We start from the raw sequence: 24,601 nt of genomic DNA on the forward strand, positions 1-24,601 counted from the left end.
CTCCCGGCCACCGGCTCGGCTCCGAGCCGGTGGCCGGGGTGGTCAGACCGACACGCCGGTGAGGCGGCAGGCATCCGCCCAGCGCGCGGGATCGACAGCGGCGGGGTCGGTCCCTACGGCGGTCCCGACGGCGGTCCCGGTGTCGATTCCGGTGTCGATTCCGGCGGCGGGACGCAGCAGGGCCCAGCAGTCGTCGATCGCGTCGGCCAGCAGGCCGCGCAGCAGCAGATCGGGGTCGGGCACGCACGCCTGAGCGACGCCCCGCACCGCGAGCTGCACGGTGTTCGGCGCGGCGTACCTGCGGAAGCCCTTGGGTGAGACCCGCACGCCGCGCCCGAAGGTGCGGGCCCAGCGAGCGGCGTCCGGCACCTGCGCCAGTGCCTGGCTGCTGCGCTCGTCCAGATCACCGGCGGGGCGGCCCTCCAGCTCGGTGAGCACGTGCTCGGCCGACAGGATCGAGACCGCCATCGCGAGCTGGCGCTCGTGCGCGACGACCGGCAGCGCGGCCCTGGCCGCGCACAGGGCGATCCGCGCGTCGAGACGCGGATCGTCGCCCGTCAGGCCGATCACCGACGGGATCAGCTCGGCCAGGCGGGGCCGGGCGTCGTCGGAGGTGTGGTCGTTGACGAGGCGGGCGAGCCCGGCGAGCAGCGGATGTGTGCACGACGGATGGTCGCTCCACCGCTCACCTGCGAGATAGGACGCGAACTCCATGAAGCAGGCGCCCTTGCTGGGATTGCGATGCTTGCCACGAGAGAGCATGGGCATCGCTGGAGGCATCTGAGCGTGCACGAGCTACTCCAAGCTGAATCGCCTGTTGTCTCTCTTTCAGTGTGCGCCCGTTATGCGGCGTTGAGAAGAAGCCTTACCTCGACTTGTCCCTCGCATGCCGGAATGCGCCAGTGGCGGCCAGGTGGCCGGTGTCGCCGCACTCCCACCCGGTGCCGGACCAGAAGGCGGGGCGCCAGCGCTCGCGGAGGTGTCGTGCGTCGCATGACGCACACACGCCGACGTCCGGAACCGGATCGGAAAAACAGAGGTGGAGACGGGATTTGAACCCGTGTACGCGGCTTTGCAGGCCGCTGCCTCGCCTCTCGGCCACTCCACCAGAGCGAGGTCCAGATTCGCGACCTCTCGGAGCGGAAGACGGGATTCGAACCCGCGACCCTCACCTTGGCAAGGTGATGCTCTACCACTGAGCCACTTCCGCGTCCGCCTTGCGGCGACGTCGCTACTGTACCGGGTTTTCGGCTGCGGTGTGTACTCAGAAAGGCCGGGCGCTCGGTCCCCGGAACGCGCGGTCGGCTCCCCGCTCGATCGCGGGCAGGGTCAGGAAGATCTCGAGGATCCGGGTGAGCCGGTGCACCTCGTTGCGGTGGAAGTCCGGCCCCTCCGCCCTGGCCAGCATCAGCGACAGCGCCAGCGGCGGCAGCGGCGCGACGATCACGTGCGGGCCGGACGGCAGCGTGGCGGCCGTCGGCCGGGGCGGGGTCACCTCGGGGAACGGAATGTCCTCGGGCGCCCGCCAGCTCGCGTACACGGTCACGCGCGGGTCCTTCTCGGTCGCCGCCGCCGCCCAGTCGGCGCTGAACAGCACCGGCATGGAGTCGATCAGCGTGCCGAGCGCACGGTCGCCCGCCGTGGTGAGGAACTTCAGGATCTCCAGCTCCGGATAGGTGCCGGGGGCTTCCCTGGTGCCCCAGATGCCCACGATCCGGACCTCGTCCAGGTCGCGCAGGACCCGTACGAGTTCCTCGCGGGGGGCGGCGTCGGGCCAGTAGACGGTGAAGTCGTCGAGGGCGCGGCCGTCGCCGCGGTCGAGCACCGTCACCTGCGTGATGTCGGCGCCCGCGGACCCGAGGATCCCGGTCACCTGGCTCAGCGAGCCCGGACGATCCGGCAAGGCGATTCTCAGCCGCAGTAGCATGACGACCTCCCTCACCGTTGGTCCAGGTCAGATTAACCGGGGCATAAGCCTCGCGTCCATGATCTTGTACGGCTCACCGCCGGCAGCGGGGAGAATGAACGGGTGAAAGTCGGCGCGCTCGAGGTCTGGCCCCCGGTGGTGCTCGCTCCCATGGCGGGCATCACGAACATCGGATTCCGCACGCTGTGCCGGGAGCAGGGCGGCGGCCTGTTCGTGTCCGAGATGATCACTTCGCGGGCGCTGGTCGAGCGGGTGCCGCTGACGTTCCAGATGATCAGGTTCGGCCCGGAGGAGTCGCCCCGCAGCATCCAGCTGTACGGGGTCGATCCGGCCGTCATCGGCAAGGCCGCGCGGATGATCGTCGAGGAGGACCTGGCCGACCACATCGACCTGAACTTCGGCTGCCCGGTGCCCAAGGTCACCCGCAGGGGCGGCGGGTCGGCCCTGCCGTACAAGCGGAACCTGCTGCGCGCCATCCTGCGCGAGGCGGTGGCCGGCGCTGGGCCGCTGCCGGTCACGATGAAGATGCGCATGGGCATCGACGAGGACCATCTGACCTACGTCGACGCGGGCCGGATCGCCGTGGAGGAGGGCCTCGCCGCCATCGCCCTGCATGCCCGTACGGCCCGCCAGCACTACGGCGGCACCGCGCACTGGGACGCGATCAAGCGGCTGAAGGACGCGGTGCCGGAGATCCCGGTGCTCGGCAACGGCGACATCTGGAGCGCCGACGACGCGCTGCGCATGGTCGCGGAGACCGGCTGCGACGGCGTGGTGATCGGGCGGGGCTGCCTGGGGCGGCCGTGGCTGTTCCGCGATCTGGACTTCGCCTTCCGGGGCTCGGCCGAGCGCGTCCGGCCCCGCCTCGGGGAGGTCGGTGCGATGATGCTGCGCCACGCCGAGCTGCTCTGCGAGGTCATCGGCAGCGAGCCGCACGGGCTCGCCGACTTCCGCAAGCACGTCGGCTGGTATCTCAAGGGCTTCGTCGTCGGAGCCGAGACCCGCCGCACCCTCACCGCGGTCACCCGGCTGTCGGAGATGGCCGAGCGGGTGGCCGAGCTCGACGCGGACCAGCCGTGGCCGGAGGAGGCCGACGGCCCGCGCGGCAAGAGCGGTGAGAGGTCGAAGGTGTCGCTGCCGCACGGCTGGCTCGACGACCCCGAGGACATGACGATTCCCGGCGCCGGAGCCGAGGACCCCACCTCCGGCGGCTGAGCGTGCGCATGTCGCTCGCCGCGCTCAGGCGGGCGTGTCGGCCTCGTGTGAGGCGGGCGTGCGGCGGGCCCCCGTCCGCCACAACCATCGCATGAGCAGGACGACCGGCAGCAGGATCGCGAGCGCGACCCCCGCGTGGGCGGCCCAGGCTCCCACCAGGGTGGTCCCGCCCCACGCCCCGTCCAGCAGCGGGTCGGAGGTGAGCGGATGCCCGAGCGTGGGAAGGAGATCGGGCCGCAGGAAGGGATACAGCAGGCCCGAGGCCGCCGTGAAAGCCGCGAAGGCGCCGAGGATGACTGCGGGAACCCTCAGTAACACACGCACTGGCCCACCTCCACCGATACTCCGGAAGATCCACGCTACGTGCTCGCGTGCGGCGGTGGGCGGCCCCGGGACGGACGGACCGGGGGGCGGCGCTCGCGCGTAGGCTCTGGGCATGGCGAACGCGATCATCACGGCCCGCGGGGTGGGGCTGGACCTGGGCGGAGTGCCCGTGCTGCGCGGCGTCGATCTCACCGCCGCCCTGGGTGAGATCGTCGCCGTCATGGGGGAGAACGGCGTCGGGAAGTCCACGCTGCTGCGCTGCCTGGCCGGCCTGCACCCTTCGCCGCGCGGCGAGATCGACGTCCTCGGCGGGCCGCCGGCGGACCTGCCCGACTTTTGGCGGCACGTCGTGCAGGCCGGCGACGAGCCCGCCTGGTATCCGGGCCTGAGCGTCCGCGAACACCTCGAGCTGATGGAGGCCGTGCACCAGGACGCCCGCCTGACGGTCGGCGAGGCGCTGGAGACCTTCGAGCTGACCGCCAGGGCCGATCTCGCCCCGCTGTCGCTGTCCACCGGTCAGCGGCAGCGGCTGTCGCTGGCGATGGCGCTGCTCCGGCCGAGCCGCCTGCTCCTGCTCGACGAGCCGGAGCGTGGCCTGGACGCCGGGTTCAGGCAGCGCCTCGCGGAGATCCTGCGCGGCTACGCCGCCGAGGGCGGCACGGTCGTGATGGCCACCCACGACGCGCGGCTGGCGCAGGACGCGGGAGCCCGTGTGATCACTCTGCGGGCGGCGTCGTGATCCCCGCGGCCGCGCGGACGCATCCCGCCTTCGCCTACCTGCGCGCTCACCGTGGGCGGCCGGCGACCTGGTCGGATCGCTACACCAGCGTTTTCGGCCTGCTCGTCGCCGCCGCGGTGCTCGGCCGCCCGGTCGCGGAGGCGATCGGCGGGCTGGCCCGGCACGCCGACCCGGGCCGGATCGGCGCCGGGTTCGCGCTGGTCGCGGCGGCCTACGCGGGTTTCCTCGTCCTGGCGCGGGCGCTCGGCCCCGTCGTGCTGCCCGCCGCCGACGCCGCGTGGCTGGTGACCTCGCCGCTGCCCCGCCGGGCCGTGCTGAGCCGTACGGCGCTGCTCCTGCTGTCGGCGGCGGCGCTCGCCGGGGCGGCGCTCGGGCTCGCGGCGCTGTCGGTGTTCGGAGCCCCCGGCGAGCTCGGTGTGCGCCTGGCGGCGGCGCTGGTGCTCGGCGTGGCCGCGGGCGCGGGCGGCATGGCCGCGGCGGTGCTCGGCCAGCAGTCCCCGGCGGCGGACACCCGGCTGCAGTTCCTGATCGCCGGAATCTTCTCCGTGGCCGTGCTCGCGGCCGTGTCCGGCGCGGGCCCCGGCCGGCGGATGCTCGCCGCCGTCGCCGGGGCGCCCGCGTCCCTGGGCGCGGCGGTCGCGGGCGTCGCCTCCGTGGTGGCCGCGGTCCTGGTGCGGCGGGCCTGGGCGGCACTCGGCCGCATCCCCGCCCGGACGATCCTGGCCTCCTCGACCCGGACGGCGCGGGTGACCTCGGCTGCGACCACGCTGGATCCCGGGATGCTCACCTGGGTCGCGGAGGACGTCCACTGGCGCGGCCGGGCGCTGCGCTCCCGCCCGTGGCCCCGGCCGGTGTCGCGGCTCGGCCCGGCGCCCGCGCTGGCGTGGCAGGAGTGGCTGCGGGTGGGCAGGCGACCGGGCCGTCTGGCGGCGCTGCTCTGCGCGGCGGCGTTGCCCGCCGTCTGCGCGAACGCCGTCTGCGCGAACGCCGTCGGCGGTGCGGCGCCGGCCGCCGGGGTGCTGCTGTGCGGAGCGCTGACCGCCGCCGCGATGTGCACCGGAGGGGTCCGGCGCGACGGCGGCGACCCGGCCCTGGCCCGGATGCTGGCCGTGGACGGCAGGGCCGCCACGGCCGCCCGGGCGGTGCTGCCCGCGCTGCTGACCGCGGCCTGGTCGGCGCTCGCCCTGGTGGGCCTCCAGGCCGTGGGCGCGCTCCCGGCCGGGCCCTGGTGGGCGCTCGGACCGGCGGCCGCGCCCGCGCTGGCGGCGGGGGCGCTGCGGATGGCCAGGCGGCGGCCCGTCGACCACTCCATGCCGGTCATCGACACTCCCGGCGGCGCGGTGCCGACCGGCCCGCTCATCTGGGCGGCGACGGGGCCGGACATCGCGCTGCTCGGATCCCTGCCCACGCTCGCGGCGCTGGTCACGCGGCCCGCCGACGTCCTGCCGTACGTCGCGGCGCAGGCCGTCGCCGGGGCCGCGGTGCTCGCCGCCTACATTCTGCGGCCGGGCCGCGGGAGCCGCCCGTAGCCCCGCCCGGCCGGTAAGAGCGGTGCTACGGTCCGTGACCGGACTGTGATCCGGATTGTGACTGCGCCGAGTCAGATCTCGGCGTACTTTCGGTCAAGGGCTTGCCGTACCGCAGGGGAGGCGCGTGACCGAGACCCGGCACGAGACGTCGGCGGAGGACCTCGTCGCCGAGTTCGACGCGGAGCGTCCCGCCCGGCGCCTTCCGGGCCGCCCGGCGGCACTCGTCACGATCGTCGCGCTCGCCCTGTCGCTCTACGCGCTCTACCAGACCTTCCGGCCGGGGCCGGTCCTGCCCTACCGGATGGCGTTCCTCGCCGTGGTGCTGCCGCTGGCCTTCGTCTGCTACAAGGCGCGGCGCGGGGGCCGGGACCGGCCCCGTGGTGATCGAATCAGCGTGCTCGATTGGGCGCTCGCGGCGCTGTCCCTGGCCGTCTGCGCGTATCCGCTCGTCGTCTTCGACGACCTCATCCGCCGGGCGTACGCGCCGACGCCGCTCGACGTGGCGGCGGGCGCGCTGCTCACGCTGCTGCTGCTCGAGGCGTGCCGGCGGACCGTGGGCTGGATCCTGCCCGTCGTGTGCGCGGTCTTCTTCGCCTACGCCTACTACGGCGGCTACCTGCCCGCCGACTGGGCGCTGGGCCACCGGGGCTATGACCTGGACCGGATCGTGGCGTCCTTCACGATGGGCACCGAGGGCGTGTACGGCGTGCCCCTGGACGTCGCGGCGACGTACATCATCCTGTTCACGATCTACGGCGCGGTGCTCGACCACTCGGGGGCGGGGCGGTTCTTCGTCGACGTCTCCTTCGCCGCGTTCCGCCGCTCGCGCTCCGCGCCGGGGCGCACCGTCACGCTCGCGGGGTTCCTGCTCGGCACGGTGAGCGGCTCCGGCGTGGCGACCACGGTGAGCGTGGGCAGCGTGGCCTGGCCGATCCTGCGCCGGGCCGGCTACCCGCGCGAGCAGGCCGGGGGAGTGCTGGCCGCGGCCGGCATCGGCGCGATCCTGTCGCCCCCCACCCTGGGCGCGGCGGCGTTCATCATCGCCGAATACCTGCGGGTGAGCTACCTGACCGTGCTCGTCTACGCCACGATCCCGACCCTCCTGTACTACCTGGGCGTCTTCCTCGCGATCGAGATGGACGCCCGCAGGTACGGCACGCGCGCCGTTCCGGTGGACGTGGGGAGTCCCTGGCCGCTGATCAGGCGCTTCGGCTACCACTTCAGCTCGCTGTTCATGATCATCATCCTGATGGCCCTCGGCCAGTCGCCGTTCCGAGCGGTCGTGTACGCCACGCTGCTGGCCTTCGCGCTGTCGTTCCTGGACCGCACTCCCGGCGGCGAGCACCGGCTGACCCCGCGTCGTGCGGTGCGGGCCCTGGCGGCGGGCGCCACCGGCGTGCTGCCGGTCGCGGTCACCTGCGCGGCGGCGGGCACGATCGTCGGCGTGGTCACGCTCACCGGGCTCGGGCTCAAGGCCGGCTCGCTGATCGTCGGCCTGTCCGGGGGGAACCTCGCGGCCACCGCCGTGGCCTGCGCGCTGGCCGTGCTGCTGCTCGGGCTGGCCGTGCCGGTCACGGCGTCCTTCGTCATCGCCGCCGTGATCATCGGCCCCGCGTTGCTGAACCTCGGCGTCACACCGGCCGAGGCGTACATGTTCATCTTCTACTACGCCGTGCTGTCCGAGGTGAGCCCGCCGACGGCGCTGTCGGCCTTCGCCGCCTCGGCGATCACGGGAGGCAACGCGCACCGCACGATGTGGGCCACCTGGAAGTACACGCTCCCGGCGTTCCTCGTGCCCTTCGCGTTCGTGCTCACCCCGTCCGGTGCGGCTCTGCTGGCGCAGGGCCCGATCGGCGGGATCCTGCTCGCCGCGGCCGTGTCCGCGCTGGCCGTGGCCGTCCTCGCGGTGGCCACCGGCGGCTGGATCAACGGCCCCGCCGGCCCGGCCGAGCGGGGCCTGTGCGCGCTGGCGGCGGTCCTGCTGCTCGTCCTGTCGCCCTGGCCCGTGCTGGCCGGGCTGGGCGTCGCGGCCCTGGCACTGGCCGTTCACTTCGTCCGCAGACACAGGGAGGCGCATCCGTGAGGTTCAGGCTCGTGACGGCGCTGGCCGTCACCGCGGCACTGCTGGCCGCCGGTTGCGGAGGCGACCGGTCGGGCGCGGCGGGCGGGACCCGCCTGTCGATCGCCACCGGCAACACCACCGGCGTCTACTACGTGCTGGGCGGGGGGCTCGCCGAGCTGATCGACAAGCACCTGCCCGGCCACCGGGCGACCGCGGAGGCCACCGGCGCCTCGGTCGAGAACATCCAGCGGGTGGTCAGGGGACAGTCGGACATCGCCTTCACGCTCGCGGACACGGCCGCCGACGCGGTCAAGGGCACCGGCGCCTTCACAGCCCCGCAGCCGATCCGCGCGCTCGGCCGGCTGTACGGCAACTACACGCACGTGATCGCACGGACCGACGCCGGGATCACCTCCGTCGCCGCCCTGCGCGGCAAGCGCGTGTCCACGGGCTCGTCGAACTCGGGAACGGAGGTGATCGCGCTGCGGATGCTCGCCGCCGCCGGGCTCGATCCCGGCAAGGACGTCGAACGGCAGGCGCTGTCGCTGCCCGAGACCGTGCAGGGGCTCAAGGACGGCACCCTCGACGCGCTGGTGTGGTCGGGTGGGCTGCCCACCTCGGGCATCACCGACCTGGTGACGAGCATGGGCGACGAGGTGACCTTCGTGCCGCTGAACGACGTGCTGCCCGCCATGCGCGCCGCCCACGGCCCCGTCTACGCGGAGGGTGTGATCCCCAAGGCGGCGTACGGCACGCCGTCCGACGTGCCGACCATCGTCGTGCCGAACCTCCTCGTGGTGAACGCGGGGATGGACGCGAAGCTCGCGGAGGACCTCACCCGGCTGGTCTTCGACCACAAGGCCGACCTGGAGAAGGTGCACGCGTCGGCCAGGGAGATCACCCTCGCCGACGCGCCGGAGACCGACCCGGTGCCGCTGCACGAGGGCGCCAGGAAGTTCTACGGCTGACCGCCGCGGCGCGGCTCACAGACGGGTGAGACCGGTGACGTGGAGGACGGCGTAGCCCTCCTCGTCGGAGGCGGCCAGGTCCACCTCGGCGCTGATGCCCCAGTCGTGGTTGCCCGCCGGGTCGTCGACGATCTGACGCACCCGCCACAGCTCCTTCTCCTCCTCGATGAGCAGGAGGGCCGGGCCGCGGGCGGCCGGACCGGTGAGGACCTCGCCGTGCTCCTCGTAGTAGGCGTCCATGGCCGCGCCCCAGTCGACGTCCGGGTAGAGCTCGGCCAGCTCCTCCTCGCGGTCCAGCGCGATGAGCTCCACCATGCGGAACATCGCGTTGCGGACCAGCACCCGGAAGGCGCGCGCGTTGGCGGTGACCGGCCGGGTCCTGGTCTCCAGCTCCTGCCCGGCCGCCAGCGCCTCGGCGGGGTTGGCCAGCTTCTCCCACTCGTCGATCAGGCTGGAGTCGACCTGGCGCACCAGCTCGCCGAGCCATTCGATGAGGTCCACCAGGTCGTCGGTCTTCAGGTGCTCGGGCACCGTCTTCGACAGCGTGCGGTAGGCGTCGGCCAGGTAGCGCAGCACCGTGCCCTCCGAGCGGGCCAGCTCGTAGAACTGGATGTAATCGGTGAAGGTCATGGCCCGCTCGTACATGTCGCGCACGATCGCCTTGGGGCTGACGACGTGGTCGCCGACCCACGGGTGGCCGCGCCGGTAGGTCTCGTACGCGCCGAAGAGCAGGTCGGCCAGCGGCATCGGATGGGTGATCTCGGCGAGGCGCTCCATCCGCTCCTCGTACTCGATGCCGTCGGCCTTCATCTGGACGACCGCCTCGGCCCTGGCCTTGTTGAGCTGGGCGTGCAGGATCTGACGGGGGTCGTCCAGCGTCGACTCGACGATCGAGACCATGTCCAGCGCGTACGTCGGGGAGCCGGGGTCGAGCAGTTCGAAGGACGCCAGCGCGAAGGTGGACAGCGCCTGGTTGAGCGCGAAGTCCTCCTGCAGGTCCACGGTGAGCCGGGCCATCCGCCCGTGTTCGTCGGGTTCGGCGAGCTTCTCCACGATGCCGCCGGCCAGCAGAGAGCGGTAGATCGCGATGGCGTGGCTGATGTGGCGGCGCTGCGCCTTGCGGTCCTCGTGGTTGTCGGTGAGCAGCCGCTTCATCGCCTGGAAGCAGTCGCCGGGCCGGTTGATGATGGACAGCAGCAGGGCGTTGCTGACCTTGAACCGGGAGGTCAGAGGCTCGGGCTCGGCGGTCTGGAGCTTCTCGAACGTCTCCTCGCTCCAGCCGACGAACCCCTCCGGGGGCTTCTTGCGCGCGTAGCCGCGACGGCGCTTGGGATCGTCGCCGATCTTCGCCAGCGCCCGCTCGTTCTCGATCACATGGTCGGGCGCCTGGCAGACGACGTATCCGACCGTGTCGAACCCGGCCCGGCCGGCGCGCCCGGCGATCTGGTGGAACTCCCGCGCCCGCAGCCGCCGCACCTTGGTGCCGTCGTACTTCGACAGCGCGGTGAACAGCACGGTGCGGATCGGGACGTTGACCCCCACGCCGAGCGTGTCGGTGCCGCAGATGACCTTCAGCAGGCCGGCCTGGGCCAGGCGCTCCACCAGGCGGCGGTACTTCGGCAGCATGCCCGCGTGGTGCACGCCGATGCCGTGCCGTACGAGCCGGGACAGGGCCCGGCCGAAGCGGGTGGTGAAGCGGAAGTTGCCGATGAGGGCGGCGATGGCCTCCTTCTCGGCCCTGGTGCACATGTTGATGCTCATGAGCGCCTGGGCGCGCTCCATCGCCGCGGCCTGCGTGAAATGCACGACGTACACCGGGGCCTGCTGGGTGGACAGCAACTCCTCCAGCGTCTCGTGCAGGGGAGTGGTCCGGTAGGAGTAGATGAGCGGCACCGGGCGCTCGGCGTGCTTGACCACGCTGGTGGGGCGGCCGGTGCGGCGGGTGAGGTCGGTCTGGAAGCGCTCGACGTCGCCGAGCGTGGCCGACATCAGTACGAACTGCGCCTGCGGCAGCTCCAGCAGCGGCACCTGCCAGGCCCAGCCGCGGTCGGGCTCGGCGTAGAAGTGGAACTCGTCCATGATCACGGTGCCGACGTCGGCCTGCGCGCCGTCGCGCAGCGCGATCTGGGCGAGGATCTCGGCGGTGCAGCAGATGACGGGCGCGTCGGCGTTCACGGTGGCGTCGCCGGTCATCATGCCGACGTTCTCGGTGCCGAACAGCGCGCACAGGTCGAAGAACTTCTCCGACACCAGCGCCTTGATCGGCGCGGTGTAGAAGCTGATCTCGTCGCGGGCCAGCGCCGCGAAGTGCGCCCCGGCGGCGATCAGGCTCTTGCCCGAGCCCGTCGGCGTGGACACGATCACGTTGTTGCCGGAGACGACCTCGATCAGCGCCTCCTCCTGCGCTGGATAGAGGGTGAGCCCGCGATCGGCGTTCCAGGACACGAACGCGTCGAACAACGCGTCCGGCTCGGCGCCGGGATCTGAGCCGGACGGAAGACGGCGGAGGAGGCTCATGCTTTCGCTCACGCTCTTATCCTGCCCAAGACCCATGACTGTTTCGACCGGCCCGACGTACGGCAAGATGTGGCACAGCTACGTCAAAGGGGCGTGGCGCAGCACGAAGCCGCAGGTCAAACCCACAAACTAGCGATATGGGGGAGAAGTGGGCCGGGCTCGGCACGCGCCGAGAGGCGGCGGTCGACGTGCTGCTCGCCGTCGCCGTGCTCGCCTTCGCGGTTCCGGCGGTGGTGTTCGGCCGCTCCGTCCCGGACCTGCCGTTCCTCGCCGTGCCGTGGTGGGCGCAGCTCGCCGCGGTGGGAGCGGCGGCCGTGTCCATGCTGACCCGGCGCAGTACGGCGTGGCCGATGATCGTGGCCACCGTCGCCTGCGCACTGCTCGTCGGCCAGACCATGCCGCTGATGCTGGCGGCCTACTCGATGACGGCGCAGAACACGGTGCGCCGATGGCCGTGGGTGTCCGCCGCGCTCGCCGGGGTCTACGCGCTGACCGACTGGGCGAGCCCCTACACCGACCGGCTGCCCGTCGCCGTGGCGGTGCGGGCGATCACGCTGGTCGTGCTGCCCGCGCTGGTGGGCACCTGGGTGTGGCGCTACCGCTCGGCGATCCGGGAGCTGCGGGCGGGCGTGCGGGCGCGTGAGGAGCGCGCCGCCGCCCAGGAACGCCGCCGCATCGCGGGCGAGCTGCACGACACGGTGACGCACGCGGTCACCGTCATGGTGCTGAACGCCGGTCTCATCCAGGACGCCGACGAGCTCGACGAGATCCGCAAACTGGCCAGGAACATCGAGGACAAAGGCGTGCGGGCGCTGACCGAGCTGCGCGAGTTGCTCACCGCGCTGCGGCGAAGGGACCTGCCGCCCTCGGCGGAGAGCGTGGAGGGGATACCACGCCTGGTCGAGGAGGGCAGGGCCACCGGCCTGCGCGTCGCCCTGCACTACGACGTGCCGGAGGAGAAGCTGCCGCGGCAGGCCGGCCACGCGTGCTACCGCGTCGTCCAGGAGGGCCTCAACAACGTGCGCAAACACGCGCCCGGAGCCGACGTGCAGGTGGTCTGCGAGGCCCACGGCGGTGTGCTGAACGTGTCGGTGGTCAACAGCGGCAAGAGCCGGGCCGTGCCGGTCCGGGTGCCCGCCGGCGCGGGGGGCGGCTACGGGCTGCCCGGCCTGCGCGAGCGTGTCGCCCTGGTGGGCGGGCGGCTCGCGTACGGCCCGACCGCCGAGGGCGGATTCGCGCTCACCGCCAGCATCCCCTGCTGCCCGCCCGACCAGCACGAGACGTGACCCGTACGCGTCACAGGCCGAGGTCGTCGATCTCCTTGAGCAGGGCCGCCCTGGAGCCGGGCGGGGCGGCGTCGCCGGGGGCCGTGCTCCCGGTCGCGTTTCCGGTCGTGCCCCCGGCCGCGCCCCTGGCCCGCCGGTCGCGGAACAGGTAGCCGCCGAGGATGCCGCCCGCGAAGCCGAAGACGTGGGCCTGCCAGCCGATGCCCTCGGCCGGCAGCAGCCCGGCGAACTGGTAGGCGAAGCACAGACCCATGACCAGGCCGATGACGATGTCGATCAGGTGCCGGTCGAAGGCTCCGCGTACGAGCACGTAGCCGAAGTAGCCGAACACGAGCCCGCTCGCGCCCGCGCCGACCGTGGAGGAGTCGGCGGTGAACCACGAGCCGAGCCCGCTGACGACGGCGATCAGCCCGGTCACCCCCAGGAAGCGCCGTACGCCCCGGTAGGCCGCGAGGAACCCGAAGATGAACAGCGGCCCGGAGTTGCCCTCGATGTGCGCCCAGCTCCAGTGGAGGAGCGGCGCGGAGACGATCCCGGGCAGCCGCTCGACGTTCCACGGCCTGATTCCGTAGCTGTAGCTGAGCGAGTAGGCCGAGGCCCAGTTGGCCACCTGCACGACCCAGATCAGCGCCAGGAAGCCGACCATGACCCAGAAGGCCTTCCGGGCCTCGGCGATCATGATTTCGGCGGTGCGGCCGTCGCTCACAGAACCTTTCCCGTCACTGAGCATCACGCGGGAAAGATACCGCCGACGGCCACACGAGTCACTGGGTTCGCCGGGGGCCGGCCGGCTCCTGACCACCGCCGCCCGGCGCGCCCCCCGGGTGCCTACGCGCGTTCGATGACGACGACCGGGATCTCCCGGTCTGTCTTGGTGACGTACTCGTCGTAGGCGGGCCAGGTGGCGGCCATCGTCCGCCACATGTCCGGTCGTTCCTCGGCGGTCGCCGTACGGGCACGCGCCTTGAACCGGTCCCCCTTGATCTGGAACTCCACCTCGGGATCGGCCTGGAGGTTGACGTACCACAGGGGGTGCTTGTCGGCCCCGCCCTTGGAGGCGACCACCAGGTAGGCGTCGCCGTACGGCTGGTAGATCAGCGGGGTGCTGCGAGGCTGCCCCGACTTGCGGCCCTTGGTGGTGAGGATGGCCACCGTGGTGCCCTCCCAGTCGTGGCCTTCCTCACCATCGGTCTCGATGTAGCGCTTGACGTGTTCCTGTCCGAAAAGCATGTCGGTCACCTTCCCACCGGAGGGGCATCAACGCAGAGAGGGAGCAATTCAGGCCTGATCGACATCAGGGCAGATCAACATCAGGGCTGAGCGGTTCGGGGCGGATCGATCAGGGGGATCAACCGCCCGAGCCTTCGGCCAATTCCAGGGCGACCTGCAGTCCCGCCGCGGTCCGCTCCTCCTCGGTCGTCGACTCGTCGCGGATGAGGAACCAGGCGGCGTGCATCGCGAACAGCGCCATCGAGCGCCGCAGCCTGACCGGCAGCGGGTCGTCCGGCTCGCACAGCGCCTGCATCAGCTCGCCCATGCGCTCGCGCATCAGGTCGACCTTGGCGTGGCCCTGCAGCGCCGTCTTGTTGCGGTCCATGAACTGCATGACCTCGTGGTGGCGCCCGCGGGTCATCTGGGCGGAGTAGCGGCGGATGAGCTCTCCGCGGATCTCCGGGGTGTGTGGGTGCCCGCCCGCCCACGCGATGAGCTCGTCCAGTGCCTTGACGCGGTCTTCGATCAGGCTGGCGACGATGTCCTCCTTGGTCCGGAAGTGGTAGTAGAGTGCCGCTTTGGTCACGCCGAGGGCCTCGGCTATCTCCCGGAGCGACGTCGCCTCGTACCCCTGCTCGGTGAAGAGCCTGATCGCGACCTCCTGGATGCGGTTGCGTGTGTCGGTATGAGCGCCCATTCCCTGCTGTCCCTAATTAACTTGACGGCCGGCAAGTAAGGACAATACCGTGCCTCGGGCACTAGCCTGTCGGCAAGTAAGTAATTTCCTTCAAAGGGGGCACCCATGACTACGGAGACCGCGGCCGCGCCCGGCCGGTCCCGGGAAGTGATGATCGTCTTACCCGGTCTCATGCTGGCGATGATGCTGGCGATGCTGGACAACATGATCGTCGGCACGGCGATGCCGAGGATCGTCGGGGAACTGCAGGGCCTGGACTACTTCACCTGGGTCACCACCGCGTACGTGCTGGGCACCACTGTCTCGACGCCGATCTGGGGCAAGCTCGGCGACCTCTACGGCCGCAAGAACGTCTTCCTGAGCTCGATCGTCATCTTCCTGGTCGGTTCCGCGCTCTGTGGCATGGCGGGCTCGTCGCTGTTCGGCGGCACCGGCGACGGCATGATCGAGCTGATCGCCTTCCGCGCGCTGCAGGGCCTCGGCGCGGGCGGGCTCATCGTCGGCGTGATGTCGATCATCGGGGATCTGGTCCCGCCCCGTGAGCGGGGTCAGTACCAGGGCATCATGGCGGCGATCATGTCCCTCGCCATGATCGCGGGGCCTCTCGTCGGCGGTTTCATCACCGACAACCTCAACTGGCGCTGGGCCTTCTACGTGAACCTCCCGCTCGGCGGCGTGGCGCTGATCTGGCTGATCCTCAAGCTGCACCTGCCCAGGCACCGCACCCAGCACCGCATCGACTGGCTCGGCGCGGCCGTCCTCACCGTGGCGATCACCGCGATCGTGCTGATCACCTCCTGGGGTGGCCAGAAGCACGGATACCCGTGGGGCTCCTGGCAGATCCTGGGCCTGGCCGCCCTGGCGGTCGTCACGCTGGCCGTGTTCGTCCCCATCGAGCGCCGGGCGGCCGAGCCGATCCTGCCGCTGCACGTGTTCGCCAACCGCAACTTCACGCTGATCAACGTGCTCGGCTTCCTGCTCGGCTTCGCGATGTTCGGCGCGATCACCTTCCTGCCGATCTTCCAGCAGATCGTGCAGGGCGCCTCGGCCACCAACTCCGGTCTGCTCCTGCTGCCGATGATGGCCTCGTCCATGGTCGTGTCGCTGTTCGTCGGCAGGGCGATCACCAAGACCGGCAGGTACAAGAGCTTCCCGGTGATCGGCGGCGTGGTCATGGCCATCGCCGTGTGGCTGCTGTCGACGCAGGACGTCCACACCCCGTCCTGGCGGACCGGCGTCTACATCGCCGTCCTCGGCCTCGGCATGGGCTTCCTGATGCAGACGACCATGCTGATCGCGCAGAACAGCGTCGAGCAGAAGGACATCGGCGTCGCCAGCAGCGCCTCGACGTTCTTCCGCTCCATCGGCGGTTCGTTCGGCATCTCGCTGTTCGGCGCCATCTTCAACAGCCGCCTCGCCGACGAGATCGCCGCCAAGTTCGGCGCGCAGGGGTCCGCCCTGGCGTCCGGCGGCCCCCAGGTCGACCCGAAGCTGCTCGCGCAGATGCCACCGGCGGTCAAGGCCGGGTTCCTGGAGGCGCTCGCCAACGCGATCGGCTCGGTCTTCCTGTGGGCGGTCGTGTTCGCCGTGATCGTCCCGGTGATCGCCGCCTTCATCAAGCACGTCCCGCTGCGCAGCGGCGCTCCCGGCGCCGCCGACGGCGAGAAGGCGGAGCCGCTGGCGGCCGCCGCCTTCGAGTGACCTGATTCAGAGCCGGTACGGCGCACGCCCCCACGAGGGCATGCGCCGTACCGCTTTTTTCGGGCCGGTCAGCACACCGGTCAGGCGGACCGCTCGGCCCGGTCAGCCGACCAGTCGGTGTGGAAGGAGCCCTCCCGGTCGACCCTCCGGTAGGTGTGGGCGCCGAAGAAGTCGCGCAGCCCCTGCAGCAGCGCCGCCGGCAGCCGGTCGCGGCGCAGCCCGTCGTAGTAGGCGAGCGCCGAGGAGAAGCCCGGCGTCGGCACGCCGATCGTCGCCGCCGTCGCCACGACCCGCCGCCACGACTCCTGGGCCTCCTCCAGCGCCTGGGCGAACGTCGGGTCCACCAGCAGCGTCGGCAGGTTCGGATCCGCGTCGTAGGCCGCCCGGATCCGGTCGAGGAAGCGGGCCCTGATGATGCAGCCGCCGCGCCAGATCGTGGCCATCGCGCCCAGGTTCAGGTCCCAGCCGTACTCCGCGCTGGCGGCGGCCATCTGGTCGAACCCCTGGGCGTACGCCACGATCTTGGAGGCGTACAGCGCCCGGCGCACGTCCTCGACGAGGCCGGAGTCGCCGGCCGTGCCCGAGGGGCCGGTGAGCGAGCGGGCGGCCGCCCGCTGCTCGGGGTGACCCGACAGCGCCCGCGCGAAGACCGCCTCGGCGATGCCGGTGACCGGGACGCCGAGGTCGAGGGCGCTCTGCACGGTCCAGCGGCCGGTGCCCTTCTGCTCGGCCTGGTCCTGCACGACGTCCACGAACGGCTTGCCGGTGGCGGGGTCGGTGTGGCCGAGCACCTCGGCGGTGATCTCGATCAGGTACGACTCCAGGTCGCCCTGGTTCCACTCGCGGAAGACGCCGGACAGCTCCTGCGGGCTCAGCCCGAGTGCCTGCCGGAGCAGGTCGTACGACTCCGCGATGAGCTGCATGTCGGCGTACTCGATGCCGTTGTGCACCATCTTGACGAAGTGGCCCGCGCCGTCGGGGCCCACGTGCACGCAGCACGACACCCCGTCGACCTTCGCCGCGACGTCCTCGAGCAGGGGGCCGAGGGTCTTGTACGCCTCGGCGTCGCCGCCCGGCATGATGCTCGGGCCGTTGAGCGCGCCCTCCTCGCCACCCGAGATGCCGGTGCCGACGAAGTGGATGCCCCGCTCGCGCAGCGCGGCCTCCCGGCGGCGGGTGTCCATGTAGTGGGCGTTGCCACCGTCGATGATCATGTCGCCCGGCTCCATGACGGCGGCGAGCTCCTCGATCACCGCGTCGGTGGGCGCCCCGGCCTTGACCATGATGATCGCCTTGCGGGGCCGTTCGAGGGAGGCCACGAACTCCTCGACCGTGCTCGCCGGGAGGAACGCGCCTTCGTCGCGGTGCTCCTCCATGAACCGGGTCGTGCGGCTCTCTGTGCGGTTGTGCACCGCGACCACGTGACCGTGGTGGGCGAAGTTCCGGGCGAGATTGCGACCCATGGTCGCCAGGCCCGTCACTCCGATGTCTGCCTTGTCCATGTCTACAGTCATACCGTTCCACGTACGTGCGATCGGCCCCGGGTGGGCGTGTCCCGCGGCCGTCGCGATCAGCTGCGCCGATCAGTAACCGTAGCCGCCGGACGGTGTGAGCGCGATGGCGCCGGTCTGGCGAACTCGTGGCCCGCTCTTCGGCAGGTAGGAGGCGTGGGCAGGGGCAGGTCTGCCCTATCCTGACAAAACCCGCAAAGCAAGCGGGTTTTGTATAGACATGGTCGTCCGATGGCGAGGAGACTTGGCCTCCCGCCGGGCCGCTGGTAATTCACTACAGCCAAGAAGGGCTGGTTCCGAGCCGGTCCCGCCCACCGTCGTCGCTCACTACGGAGAAGAGACGTGTTCGCACCGAAGCCGGAACGGTCAGTCGTCGCGGTTCCTCCGCCCGGAGACGGGCCCGGATTCTGGGCGGGCGCGCCCAGTGCCGTGAGCCGGGACGGATGGATCTACCTGGCCTATCGGCTGCGCCGGCCGCTCGGTGACGGCCGCGGGTACGCCGTGGAGATCGCCCGCTCCGCCGACGGCGAGCGGTTCGAGAAGATCCTCACGATTACCAAGGAGGAGATGAAGACCGAGTCGCTGGAGCGCCCGACGCTCGTGGTGACGCCGGAGGGCAGGTGGCGCCTGTACCTGAGCTGCGCCACGTACGGCACCAAACACTGGCGGGTCGAGATGATCGAGGCCGCCGGGCCGGCGGAGCTCGACCCCGCCGACGCGCGGGTGGTGCTGCCCGGCGACCTCAAGACCGGCGTCAAGGACCCCGTGATCCTCCACCACGGCGGCGTGTGGCACCTGTGGGCGTCCTGCCACCCCCTGGAGGACCCCGAAGAGGCCGACCAGATGGTGACCGACTACGCCACCAGCGTCGACGGCGTCGAGTGGACCTGGCAGGGGACCGCGCTCGACCGGCGGCCCGGCGAGTGGGACTCGCGTGGCGTACGGGTGAGCGCGGTCACGTTCAGCGGCGAGACCGTCATCGCGTACTACGACGGCCGCGCGTCGGCGGAGGAGAACTACGAGGAGCGCACGGGCGTGGCCATCGGCCCCGGCCCGTCCACGCTCACCGCCACCGGAACCGCCCCCGTCGCCCGGTCGGAGCACGCCGGGGGAGGACTGCGCTACCTGTCGATCGTGCCCGTGGCGGGGGGCCACCGCCTGTACTACGAGCTGACCCGCGCCGACGGGGGCCACGAGTTGCGCACCGAGCTGCGCTGACAGTCGCGGGGCCGGTGGCGGCGGGGGCCCCGAGCGGGGTCACGCTCCGACGGGATCGCCTCCCGGCGGGCCGTCCATGCCCGGGGGCCCGGCGGCCCGCCGGGAGGCGCCGCTCACGCGGCCGTTGCGGGCCTGCCGCTGGCCGGACGGCCGGGCTCCGACCAGGCCGCCCGACCGCTCCCGGGGACGCAGCCAGTCGCCGAAGTCCTCGCCGAAGGAGTCGCGGCCGAGCACTTCGCGCAGCAGCGCGATGTCGGCGGCGAAGTAGGCGAGCAGTTCCTGGCGCTGCTCCCAGGTGAGCGGCCGCCGGGGCTGCCCGTCGCGCTGCAGCACCCGTTCCAGCGGTGTGGTGAGCCTCCGGCCCAGGACCGGATCGCCGAGCCGGGCGAGCCGGGCCAGGATCCGGTGCCTGCGGCTGTGCCGCGGGTGGGCCGTGACGTTCTCCCTGGGCACCTCGCCGACCAGCCCCTGCTCCACCCCGAGGAACGCGCAGATGCGATCGAGCGTGGCGGCGGGGCGGTCCACGAGGTCCCGATAGCGGAAGACCAGCACCTGCTCGCGGGGGAACAGGGCGAACAGATCCGCGAGCTGCTCGCCGTACCGCCCCAGGCCGACGTAGTGCCAGAACGGCGACCAGTCGTCGGCGATCCGCTGCTTTTCGGCCGCGCACGCCTCGATGACGTCGCCGATCGGCTCCAGGCCGGCCGACCACAGGTGGGTCCAGTTGGAGTGCGCGCGCTCCACGGGGTCGCGCAGCGAGACGATGAGCTTCGCATCCGGGATCGCCTCCCGGATCCGCCGCTGCGCGGTGCGGTCGTACAGGTAGAAGGGGGTCGACTCGCCGCGTAGCGCCCCGGGCGCCGCGTCCGCGAACAGCGCCTCGTAGTCGGCGCGCCGCCACACGTGCTCGCGGTAGGTCTCCGCGTCCCCCGGCCCGCCCTTCGCCGGGGGCGGGCCGTCGGTGAGGAAGAACTTGGGCTCCTTGACGGGAGACATGAACAGGCGCGGGTGGCGGGCCAGCGCCGAGTGCAGGGCGGTGGTGCCGGCCTTCGGCACCCCGATGACCAGGAAGTCGGGCAGGGCCATGGGAGTCCTCCTACTTTCCCGATTGATTAAGTTGGTTTTGCCCCTTCCTTGTCAAAAGAAATCACCCGATGTCGGGGTAGTACCACCGAAATGGACGCTGATGCCGTATCGCGGCCGGTGAGTGCCACGGCTCCCCGTCCGGCGCCCAGAGGGCCGCCCCCGGCCGGAACGCCCGGGAGGATCGGGTCACCCCGAGAGGATCGGGTCAGCCGGAGGTCGCGCCGGCCGGGCCGCGCGCCGCGACCGCGGGCCGCACCCATGCGGCAGGCCGGTGACGGGCGAGTGCGGCGGCTCGCCGGTCGCCGTCGGACCAGACCTCGAACCACACCTCGTTGCGGCCGGACTCGCGGACCAGCCCCCACCGGTCGGCCAGCAGGTCCAGTAGCGGAAGGCCGCGACCGCCCTGGCTCGACCCGTGGGGGAGCGGATGCCCGGCGCACGGCGGCCCGGCCGATCCGTCGTCCTCCACGCAGACCCGCACGCGGTCGGGCAGGCACGAGACGGTGACGGTGAAGGTGCCGCCGTCCCCGGAACGGGAGTGCACGACCGCGTTCGTCGCGATCTCGCTGGTCAGCAGCACGCAGTCGTCATGCCGGGGATGGCCGCGCCCGAGCGCGGCCGACACGAGCCTGCGCGCCCGCCCCACCTGGTCCCGCCCACCCGCGAGCCGGGCCACGCGGTTTCCCGCGCCGTCCCCCGAGATCTCCATGAGCTCCTCCCAACGCGTGACCGTTGTGGCCGCCGCAGGAGAGGACGTCCGCACCCTCGCCCGCGATGTCACGGGAAGGTAGGAGTGTCCTTGCCCCGGTATGCCGGGAAAGTGACCCCGCCAGGTGAACCGGCCGCTCCGGTGCCGGGCCACGCCCCCCAGGGGCTGGGGGAGAAGGCGACAGCGAGGCCTGCTCCCCGGAGGCTGTCCGGACGTCGCGCAGAGGCCTCTGGGGTCATGGTGGTCCGGGGATGACTTGTCAGCGGCTGTAGTCCAGGAACAACGTGCCGTTCTTGCCCCGTTCGACATCAAGCAGCGTCCACGACTGGACGCCGTCGCCCTCGAACACCCGCCTGCCATGGCCGACCATCGCCGGTGCGACGACCAGCCGAAGTTCGTCGACGAGCCCGGCCTGCAGCAATGAGCGGGCCAGTGCGATGCTGCCGTGGATGCCGATGTCGCCGCCGGACCCCTGCTTCAGGGCGGTCACGTAGTCGTGCGCGGGGGCGGTGACCAGGGTGGAGTTCGCCCATTCCTCGGTGGGCGCGCTGGAGGTGACGACGTGCTTGCGGGTGCCGTTGATGAAGCCGGCGAACGGCTGGAAGTCCGACGTGGGCCAGTGCCCGGCCCAGTAGTCGTAGGTCCCGCGTCCCAGCAGGACGTCGTCCTGGGTGGCGATGACCCGGCTGAGGTAGGCGACCAGCTGGGGGCCGTCGTCGGCGAGCCAGTCGCCGTCTTCGTAGGCGATGCCGTCGAGCGACATCAGGTGGTAGAGCACGACCTTGCGCATGGTGTTCTCCTGGTGGTCGGTCGAGTGGTGCATCGAGAGCTCCTCCGGCGGGGGCGTCGTCGCGGGCTCATGATGTCGCCTGATCGCGGGCCCCTGCGATACATCCGGCCGGAAAAGCGACAGGGCGGCGGGACCGGTCCGTCCGGTCCCGCCGCCCCGTTTCCGTCGATGACGCCGGGCAATGTCCCCGTCAGGAGTCGTGTGCGGCCGCTCCCGACGTGGAGCCGTTCACGACGAGCACGCGCTCGCGCTCGGGCACCTCGATGGCCGGGAACGTGCCGGTGTCGACGATCCCGTGCTCCCGGTAGGCCGCCTCGATCAGCGCGTACGCCCGGGGTTCGAGCTTCCACAGCGCCCGCCACTCCTTCGCCGCGAGGAGCGGGATGCCCACCTCCTGGGCGATGTCGGCGGCCCGGGGGACGTACTTGCGCGCGATCTGCTGGTCCCAGTAGTGCCGGGCGGCCCGGAGCTGAGCCGCGCGCTGGGCGGTGCCGACGACGGGCGGCGCCGGCACGGCCGGGACGTCCTCCTCCTCGTCGTCGATCAGCTCGGCGATGGCCGCGGCGGGCAGCGCGGGGGGAGCGGGCTGCTCGGGCTCGGGCGCCCAGGGGACCGGCGGAGCGAGGTCGATCAGCGCGGCGGTGTTGTAGAGCGCGCCGATCTGGGACAGCAGGGCCTCCTGCCGCTTCTCGTCCACGGCCAGGCCGGTGTATTCCACCGCCTGGTCCATCGCCTTGTCGAGCCTGGCCATGGCGGCCCGCAGCTTGCGGCCGGACACCCCGGCCTCGCGCAGCGCGCGGACCCGCTTGGCGGCCAGCGCCACCCTGGTCAGCCTGCGGTGGGCGTCCACCTCGCTCGCTGTACGGTCGCTCGCCTCGGCCAGGCCGATCCGGACCAGCACGCGCTCGGGGGTGAGCCGCCAGTTGATGCGGCCCCGGCCGGTGATGCGGACCCGCTCGATGGCCATGCCGCGCTCCCACAGCCAGGCGGCCACGAGCGGGGCGGCGAGACGGAAGACGGCCTCGGCGACGCTGCGGGCGTCCATGCTCGACAGGACGGCCGACAGGGACGTCAGGACCCACACGGCCAGGCCGTCGATGCCGGCCGAGTAGTTCTCCCGCATGTTGCGGCGCGCGCGTACGGCGCTGGTGATGACGGCGACCTCGATGAAGGCGAACAGCAGCAGCCGCAGCGGTCCGTCGAACCCGAGGACGTCGCCGGAGAAGCGCCACATGCCCTGGGCGGAGACGCCCGTGGCGATGCTGGCGGCGACGATGGTGAGAACGTCCTCGGTGGGCCGGCCGACCGCCCAGCGGCGGAACAGGCGGATCAGGGCGCGCAGGGCGAAGAAGGCCAGGACCAGCAAGACCAGGGCGATGACGCTGATGATGATCGTTTCGATCGTATGGGCCGACGCGAAGGCGGTTATTTGGTCAATGGGGGGCATCAGTCACGGTCTCTCGACGTCCGATGGTTTTCCCCGAGATCATTCCAGAATGGCGTCGTCCTTTGGTGCGAAACACGCCTCTCCGTGAACACCCCGTCGCCGGGGGTTCGGAGCCGATGTCCCGGGTTCTCAGATGTCGAGGTCGAGGCGGGCGATGGGCTCCACCAGCTCCTCCTCCTCGTAGCGCAGGTGCGACAGCAGCACGTCCGACAGCAGGTCCACCTGCTCGCGCACGCCGTCGAGCCGGTCCGGGTCCTCGATCATCGCGACGAGGGCGGCGTCCAGCTCCGTCAGCACGCCGGCGATGACCTCGTGCTCCTGCTCCAGGCGGGTCACGACCGGCGCCAGCGACTCCTGCGCGGCCGCCAGCATCGGGAACATGTGCTCGTCCTCGATCGTGTGGTGGGTCGTCAGCAGGCGGCAGTACGACGCGCAGAACGTGCCGAGCGTCCAGAAGTTCTGCCGCAGGGTGAGCTCATTGATCATCGAGCGGAGCGCGGCGGCGTCGGAGCGTCCCGCGGCGACCTGCTCCAGGGCGTCCCTGATCTGCGCCAGCTCCTGGCGCAGGTGGTCGTGGATGAGCACGAGCCGCCGGCCGTTCGCCTGCTGCCTGCGCGGGAGCGCGGTGATGTCCCGCTTGGGCAGCCGCGGCCGGGTGGCCTCGTCGAGCACCGCCCTCGCCGGTGCCGCCCCGGCGAGCTCGCTCGGGCCGCCGGCGTCCTCCCGGGGCCCCTCGGCGCGCTCGCGTGACACCGCCTCGCGTACGGCGGGGGCGACCTCCTCGGCGAAGACCTTGAGGTCCCTGTCGTCGTCCACGGCCAGCACGAACACGCTCATGCCGTGGCGGAGCGCGAGCTCGGTGAGCTGCTCGGCCCACAGGGCCGGCGGCCCGTCCAGGAACCCCTTCCCGGCGGCGCCGGAGAACCGGCCCTCGATGTTGTAGACCCGGCGGATCCCGGCGGGGTCGCGCCCGGCCCGCTCGGCGGCGGCATCCAGGGTCGCGCTCATCGCGCCCAGCTCGCCGGGCGCGGCATACCCCGAGGAGGGCACCCACCCGTCGCCGAGCCGCCCGGTCAGCTCCAGCATGCGCCGCTTGTACGCGCCGAGCCACAGCCCGACCTGATGCGGGGGGAACGGCCCCGGCCGCGCGCCCTCCAGCCGGTAGTGCCTGCCGTCGAGCCGTACGCCCTCGTCGCCCGGAGTCCACAGCGCGCGCAGGACCGCGATGGCCTCTTCCAGCGCGTCCACGGCCTCGCCGGGGCTGCGGCGCGGGCCGCCCATGGCCGCGATGCCGTCCCAGAACGCCCCGGAGCCGAGCCCCAGCTCGACCCGGCCCCCGCTCAGGATGTCGAGGGACGCGGCGGCCCTGGCGAGCACCGCCGGCGGTCGCAGCGGCAGGGTCACCACGTCGGGGAACAGCCGCACCCGCTCGGTGCGCCCCGCGAGGGTGGACAGCAGCGTCCAGGTGTCGAGGAACGCCGGCAGGTAGGGGTGGTCCTGGATGCCGATGATGTCGAGCCCGATCTCGTCGGCGAGCACGGCCTGCCGGACGATCCGGTGGTGCCCCGCCGCGTCGGGCGTGAGAAACGCCCCGAACCACAGCTCATGTCCGAAGTCGGCCATAAAATCGCTACCTTTCCGCGTTCCGGACCGGGAGCCTACC

Annotated in this window: 21 protein-coding genes and 2 tRNA genes; 8 read left to right on the plus strand and 15 right to left on the minus strand. The window is 71.9% G+C overall.

Going from position 1 to position 24,601, the window contains the following annotated elements; all coding sequences use genetic code 11:
• Positions 1–42: 42 nt before the first annotated feature.
• The 4 genes from FLX07_RS11585 to FLX07_RS11600 all read right to left on the minus strand — a co-directional run bounded on the left by FLX07_RS11585 (position 43) and on the right by FLX07_RS11600 (position 1,927).
• Complete coding sequence (locus tag FLX07_RS11585; protein ID WP_229689683.1) at positions 43–792, minus strand: hypothetical protein; 750 nt, start codon at positions 790–792, stop codon at positions 43–45.
• Positions 793–1,037: 245 nt separating this feature from the next.
• A tRNA-Cys gene (locus tag FLX07_RS11590) sits at positions 1,038–1,108 on the minus strand.
• 30 nt (positions 1,109–1,138) lie between these two features.
• Positions 1,139–1,210, minus strand: a tRNA-Gly gene (locus FLX07_RS11595).
• A 54-nt stretch (positions 1,211–1,264) separates the two neighbouring features.
• Positions 1,265–1,927 carry an ACT domain-containing protein gene (locus FLX07_RS11600; RefSeq protein WP_142570477.1) on the minus strand — a complete coding sequence of 221 codons (663 nt, stop codon included), beginning with the start codon at positions 1,925–1,927 and terminating at the stop codon, positions 1,265–1,267.
• Positions 1,928–2,029: 102 nt separating this feature from the next.
• Between FLX07_RS11600 and dusB the strand changes: the two genes are divergently transcribed.
• On the plus strand, positions 2,030–3,142 hold the full coding sequence (dusB, locus tag FLX07_RS11605) for a tRNA dihydrouridine synthase DusB (RefSeq protein ID WP_229689684.1): 1,113 nt from the start codon (positions 2,030–2,032) through the stop codon (positions 3,140–3,142).
• 24 nt (positions 3,143–3,166) lie between these two features.
• Here dusB and FLX07_RS11610 read toward each other — a convergent pair whose 3' ends face one another.
• On the minus strand, positions 3,167–3,466 hold the full coding sequence (locus tag FLX07_RS11610; RefSeq protein ID WP_142570479.1) for a hypothetical protein: 300 nt from the start codon (positions 3,464–3,466) through the stop codon (positions 3,167–3,169).
• Positions 3,467–3,578: 112 nt separating this feature from the next.
• On the opposite strand from FLX07_RS11610, the gene ccmA reads away from it, so the two are divergent.
• The 4 genes from ccmA (at position 3,579) to FLX07_RS11630 (ending at position 8,764) form a co-directional block, all read left to right on the plus strand.
• A complete protein-coding gene (ccmA, locus tag FLX07_RS11615; RefSeq protein ID WP_142570481.1) occupies positions 3,579–4,205 on the plus strand; it encodes a heme ABC exporter ATP-binding protein CcmA in 627 nt (208 codons plus the stop codon).
• Positions 4,202–5,734 carry a DUF6297 family protein gene (locus tag FLX07_RS11620; protein ID WP_229689685.1) on the plus strand — a complete coding sequence of 511 codons (1,533 nt, stop codon included), beginning with the start codon at positions 4,202–4,204 and terminating at the stop codon, positions 5,732–5,734. Before ccmA ends, FLX07_RS11620 begins: the two co-directional genes overlap by 4 nt.
• Before the next feature lie 124 nt (positions 5,735–5,858).
• Positions 5,859–7,817 carry a TRAP transporter permease gene (locus FLX07_RS11625; RefSeq protein ID WP_142570483.1) on the plus strand — a complete coding sequence of 653 codons (1,959 nt, stop codon included), beginning with the start codon at positions 5,859–5,861 and terminating at the stop codon, positions 7,815–7,817.
• A complete protein-coding gene (locus FLX07_RS11630) occupies positions 7,814–8,764 on the plus strand; it encodes a TAXI family TRAP transporter solute-binding subunit (protein WP_208762161.1) in 951 nt (316 codons plus the stop codon). Before FLX07_RS11625 ends, FLX07_RS11630 begins: the two co-directional genes overlap by 4 nt.
• A gap of 15 nt (positions 8,765–8,779) precedes the next feature.
• Here the strand turns inward: FLX07_RS11630 and FLX07_RS11635 are convergent, their stop codons facing one another.
• A complete protein-coding gene (locus tag FLX07_RS11635) occupies positions 8,780–11,281 on the minus strand; it encodes a DEAD/DEAH box helicase (RefSeq protein ID WP_142570664.1) in 2,502 nt (833 codons plus the stop codon).
• 137 nt (positions 11,282–11,418) lie between these two features.
• Between FLX07_RS11635 and FLX07_RS11640 the strand changes: the two genes are divergently transcribed.
• Positions 11,419–12,567, plus strand: a complete 1,149-nt coding sequence (locus FLX07_RS11640; RefSeq protein ID WP_142570485.1) for a sensor histidine kinase — start codon at positions 11,419–11,421, stop codon at positions 12,565–12,567.
• A gap of 10 nt (positions 12,568–12,577) precedes the next feature.
• Here FLX07_RS11640 and FLX07_RS11645 read toward each other — a convergent pair whose 3' ends face one another.
• The 3 genes from FLX07_RS11645 to FLX07_RS11655 all read right to left on the minus strand — a co-directional run bounded on the left by FLX07_RS11645 (position 12,578) and on the right by FLX07_RS11655 (position 14,476).
• On the minus strand, positions 12,578–13,273 hold the full coding sequence (locus tag FLX07_RS11645; protein WP_208762162.1) for a rhomboid family intramembrane serine protease: 696 nt from the start codon (positions 13,271–13,273) through the stop codon (positions 12,578–12,580).
• A gap of 122 nt (positions 13,274–13,395) precedes the next feature.
• Positions 13,396–13,797, minus strand: coding sequence for a nitroreductase family deazaflavin-dependent oxidoreductase (locus FLX07_RS11650; protein ID WP_142570487.1), 402 nt, complete (start codon positions 13,795–13,797; stop codon positions 13,396–13,398).
• A gap of 118 nt (positions 13,798–13,915) precedes the next feature.
• Positions 13,916–14,476 carry a TetR/AcrR family transcriptional regulator gene (locus FLX07_RS11655; protein ID WP_142570490.1) on the minus strand — a complete coding sequence of 187 codons (561 nt, stop codon included), beginning with the start codon at positions 14,474–14,476 and terminating at the stop codon, positions 13,916–13,918.
• 105 nt (positions 14,477–14,581) lie between these two features.
• Here FLX07_RS11655 and FLX07_RS11660 point away from each other — a divergent pair, with 105 nt between their 5' ends.
• Positions 14,582–16,177 (plus strand): MDR family MFS transporter, encoded by a 1,596-nt coding sequence (locus tag FLX07_RS11660; protein WP_142570492.1) that lies wholly within the window; start codon positions 14,582–14,584, stop codon positions 16,175–16,177.
• Between the two features lie 80 nt (positions 16,178–16,257).
• Here the strand turns inward: FLX07_RS11660 and gndA are convergent, their stop codons facing one another.
• Positions 16,258–17,679 (minus strand): NADP-dependent phosphogluconate dehydrogenase, encoded by a 1,422-nt coding sequence (gndA, locus tag FLX07_RS11665; protein ID WP_142570494.1) that lies wholly within the window; start codon positions 17,677–17,679, stop codon positions 16,258–16,260.
• 351 nt (positions 17,680–18,030) lie between these two features.
• Here gndA and FLX07_RS11670 point away from each other — a divergent pair, with 351 nt between their 5' ends.
• On the plus strand, positions 18,031–18,906 hold the full coding sequence (locus FLX07_RS11670; protein WP_142570496.1) for a hypothetical protein: 876 nt from the start codon (positions 18,031–18,033) through the stop codon (positions 18,904–18,906).
• Between the two features lie 39 nt (positions 18,907–18,945).
• On the opposite strand, the gene FLX07_RS11675 is transcribed toward FLX07_RS11670, so the two are convergent.
• The 5 genes from FLX07_RS11675 to FLX07_RS11695 form a co-directional block, all read right to left on the minus strand.
• A complete protein-coding gene (locus FLX07_RS11675) occupies positions 18,946–19,992 on the minus strand; it encodes a sulfotransferase family protein (RefSeq protein WP_142570498.1) in 1,047 nt (348 codons plus the stop codon).
• Between the two features lie 205 nt (positions 19,993–20,197).
• Entirely contained in the window at positions 20,198–20,701 is a 504-nt protein-coding gene (locus FLX07_RS11680; protein WP_142570500.1) for an ATP-binding protein, read from the minus strand.
• Between the two features lie 259 nt (positions 20,702–20,960).
• On the minus strand, positions 20,961–21,524 hold the full coding sequence (locus FLX07_RS11685; RefSeq protein WP_208762163.1) for a dihydrofolate reductase family protein: 564 nt from the start codon (positions 21,522–21,524) through the stop codon (positions 20,961–20,963).
• Between the two features lie 157 nt (positions 21,525–21,681).
• Positions 21,682–22,938, minus strand: coding sequence for a hypothetical protein (locus tag FLX07_RS11690; RefSeq protein ID WP_142570502.1), 1,257 nt, complete (start codon positions 22,936–22,938; stop codon positions 21,682–21,684).
• A 129-nt stretch (positions 22,939–23,067) separates the two neighbouring features.
• On the minus strand, positions 23,068–24,561 hold the full coding sequence (locus FLX07_RS11695) for an LLM class flavin-dependent oxidoreductase (RefSeq protein WP_142570504.1): 1,494 nt from the start codon (positions 24,559–24,561) through the stop codon (positions 23,068–23,070).
• Positions 24,562–24,601: the final 40 nt, after the last annotated feature.

It is taken from the genome of Microbispora bryophytorum (assembly GCF_006874465.1).
GTDB lineage: Bacteria > Actinomycetota > Actinomycetes > Streptosporangiales > Streptosporangiaceae > Microbispora > Microbispora bryophytorum.

Excerpts from the sequence above, each read along its gene's own strand:
- FLX07_RS11600 (WP_142570477.1), bottom strand. The coding sequence starts at position 1,927 with ATGCTACTGCGGCTGAGAATCGCCTTGCCGGATCGTCCGGGCTCGCTG.
- ccmA (WP_142570481.1), top strand. The coding sequence starts at position 3,579 with ATGGCGAACGCGATCATCACGGCCCGCGGGGTGGGGCTGGACCTGGGC.
- FLX07_RS11635 (WP_142570664.1), bottom strand. The coding sequence starts at position 11,281 with ATGAGCCTCCTCCGCCGTCTTCCGTCCGGCTCAGATCCCGGCGCCGAG.
- FLX07_RS11640 (WP_142570485.1), top strand. The coding sequence starts at position 11,419 with ATGGGGGAGAAGTGGGCCGGGCTCGGCACGCGCCGAGAGGCGGCGGTC.
- FLX07_RS11650 (WP_142570487.1), bottom strand. The coding sequence starts at position 13,797 with ATGCTTTTCGGACAGGAACACGTCAAGCGCTACATCGAGACCGATGGT.
- FLX07_RS11655 (WP_142570490.1), bottom strand. The coding sequence starts at position 14,476 with ATGGGCGCTCATACCGACACACGCAACCGCATCCAGGAGGTCGCGATC.
- FLX07_RS11660 (WP_142570492.1), top strand. The coding sequence starts at position 14,582 with ATGACTACGGAGACCGCGGCCGCGCCCGGCCGGTCCCGGGAAGTGATG.
- gndA (WP_142570494.1), bottom strand. The coding sequence starts at position 17,679 with ATGGACAAGGCAGACATCGGAGTGACGGGCCTGGCGACCATGGGTCGC.
- FLX07_RS11675 (WP_142570498.1), bottom strand. The coding sequence starts at position 19,992 with ATGGCCCTGCCCGACTTCCTGGTCATCGGGGTGCCGAAGGCCGGCACC.
- FLX07_RS11680 (WP_142570500.1), bottom strand. The coding sequence starts at position 20,701 with ATGGAGATCTCGGGGGACGGCGCGGGAAACCGCGTGGCCCGGCTCGCG.
- FLX07_RS11685 (WP_208762163.1), bottom strand. The coding sequence starts at position 21,524 with ATGCACCACTCGACCGACCACCAGGAGAACACCATGCGCAAGGTCGTG.
- FLX07_RS11690 (WP_142570502.1), bottom strand. The coding sequence starts at position 22,938 with ATGCCCCCCATTGACCAAATAACCGCCTTCGCGTCGGCCCATACGATC.
- FLX07_RS11695 (WP_142570504.1), bottom strand. The coding sequence starts at position 24,561 with ATGGCCGACTTCGGACATGAGCTGTGGTTCGGGGCGTTTCTCACGCCC.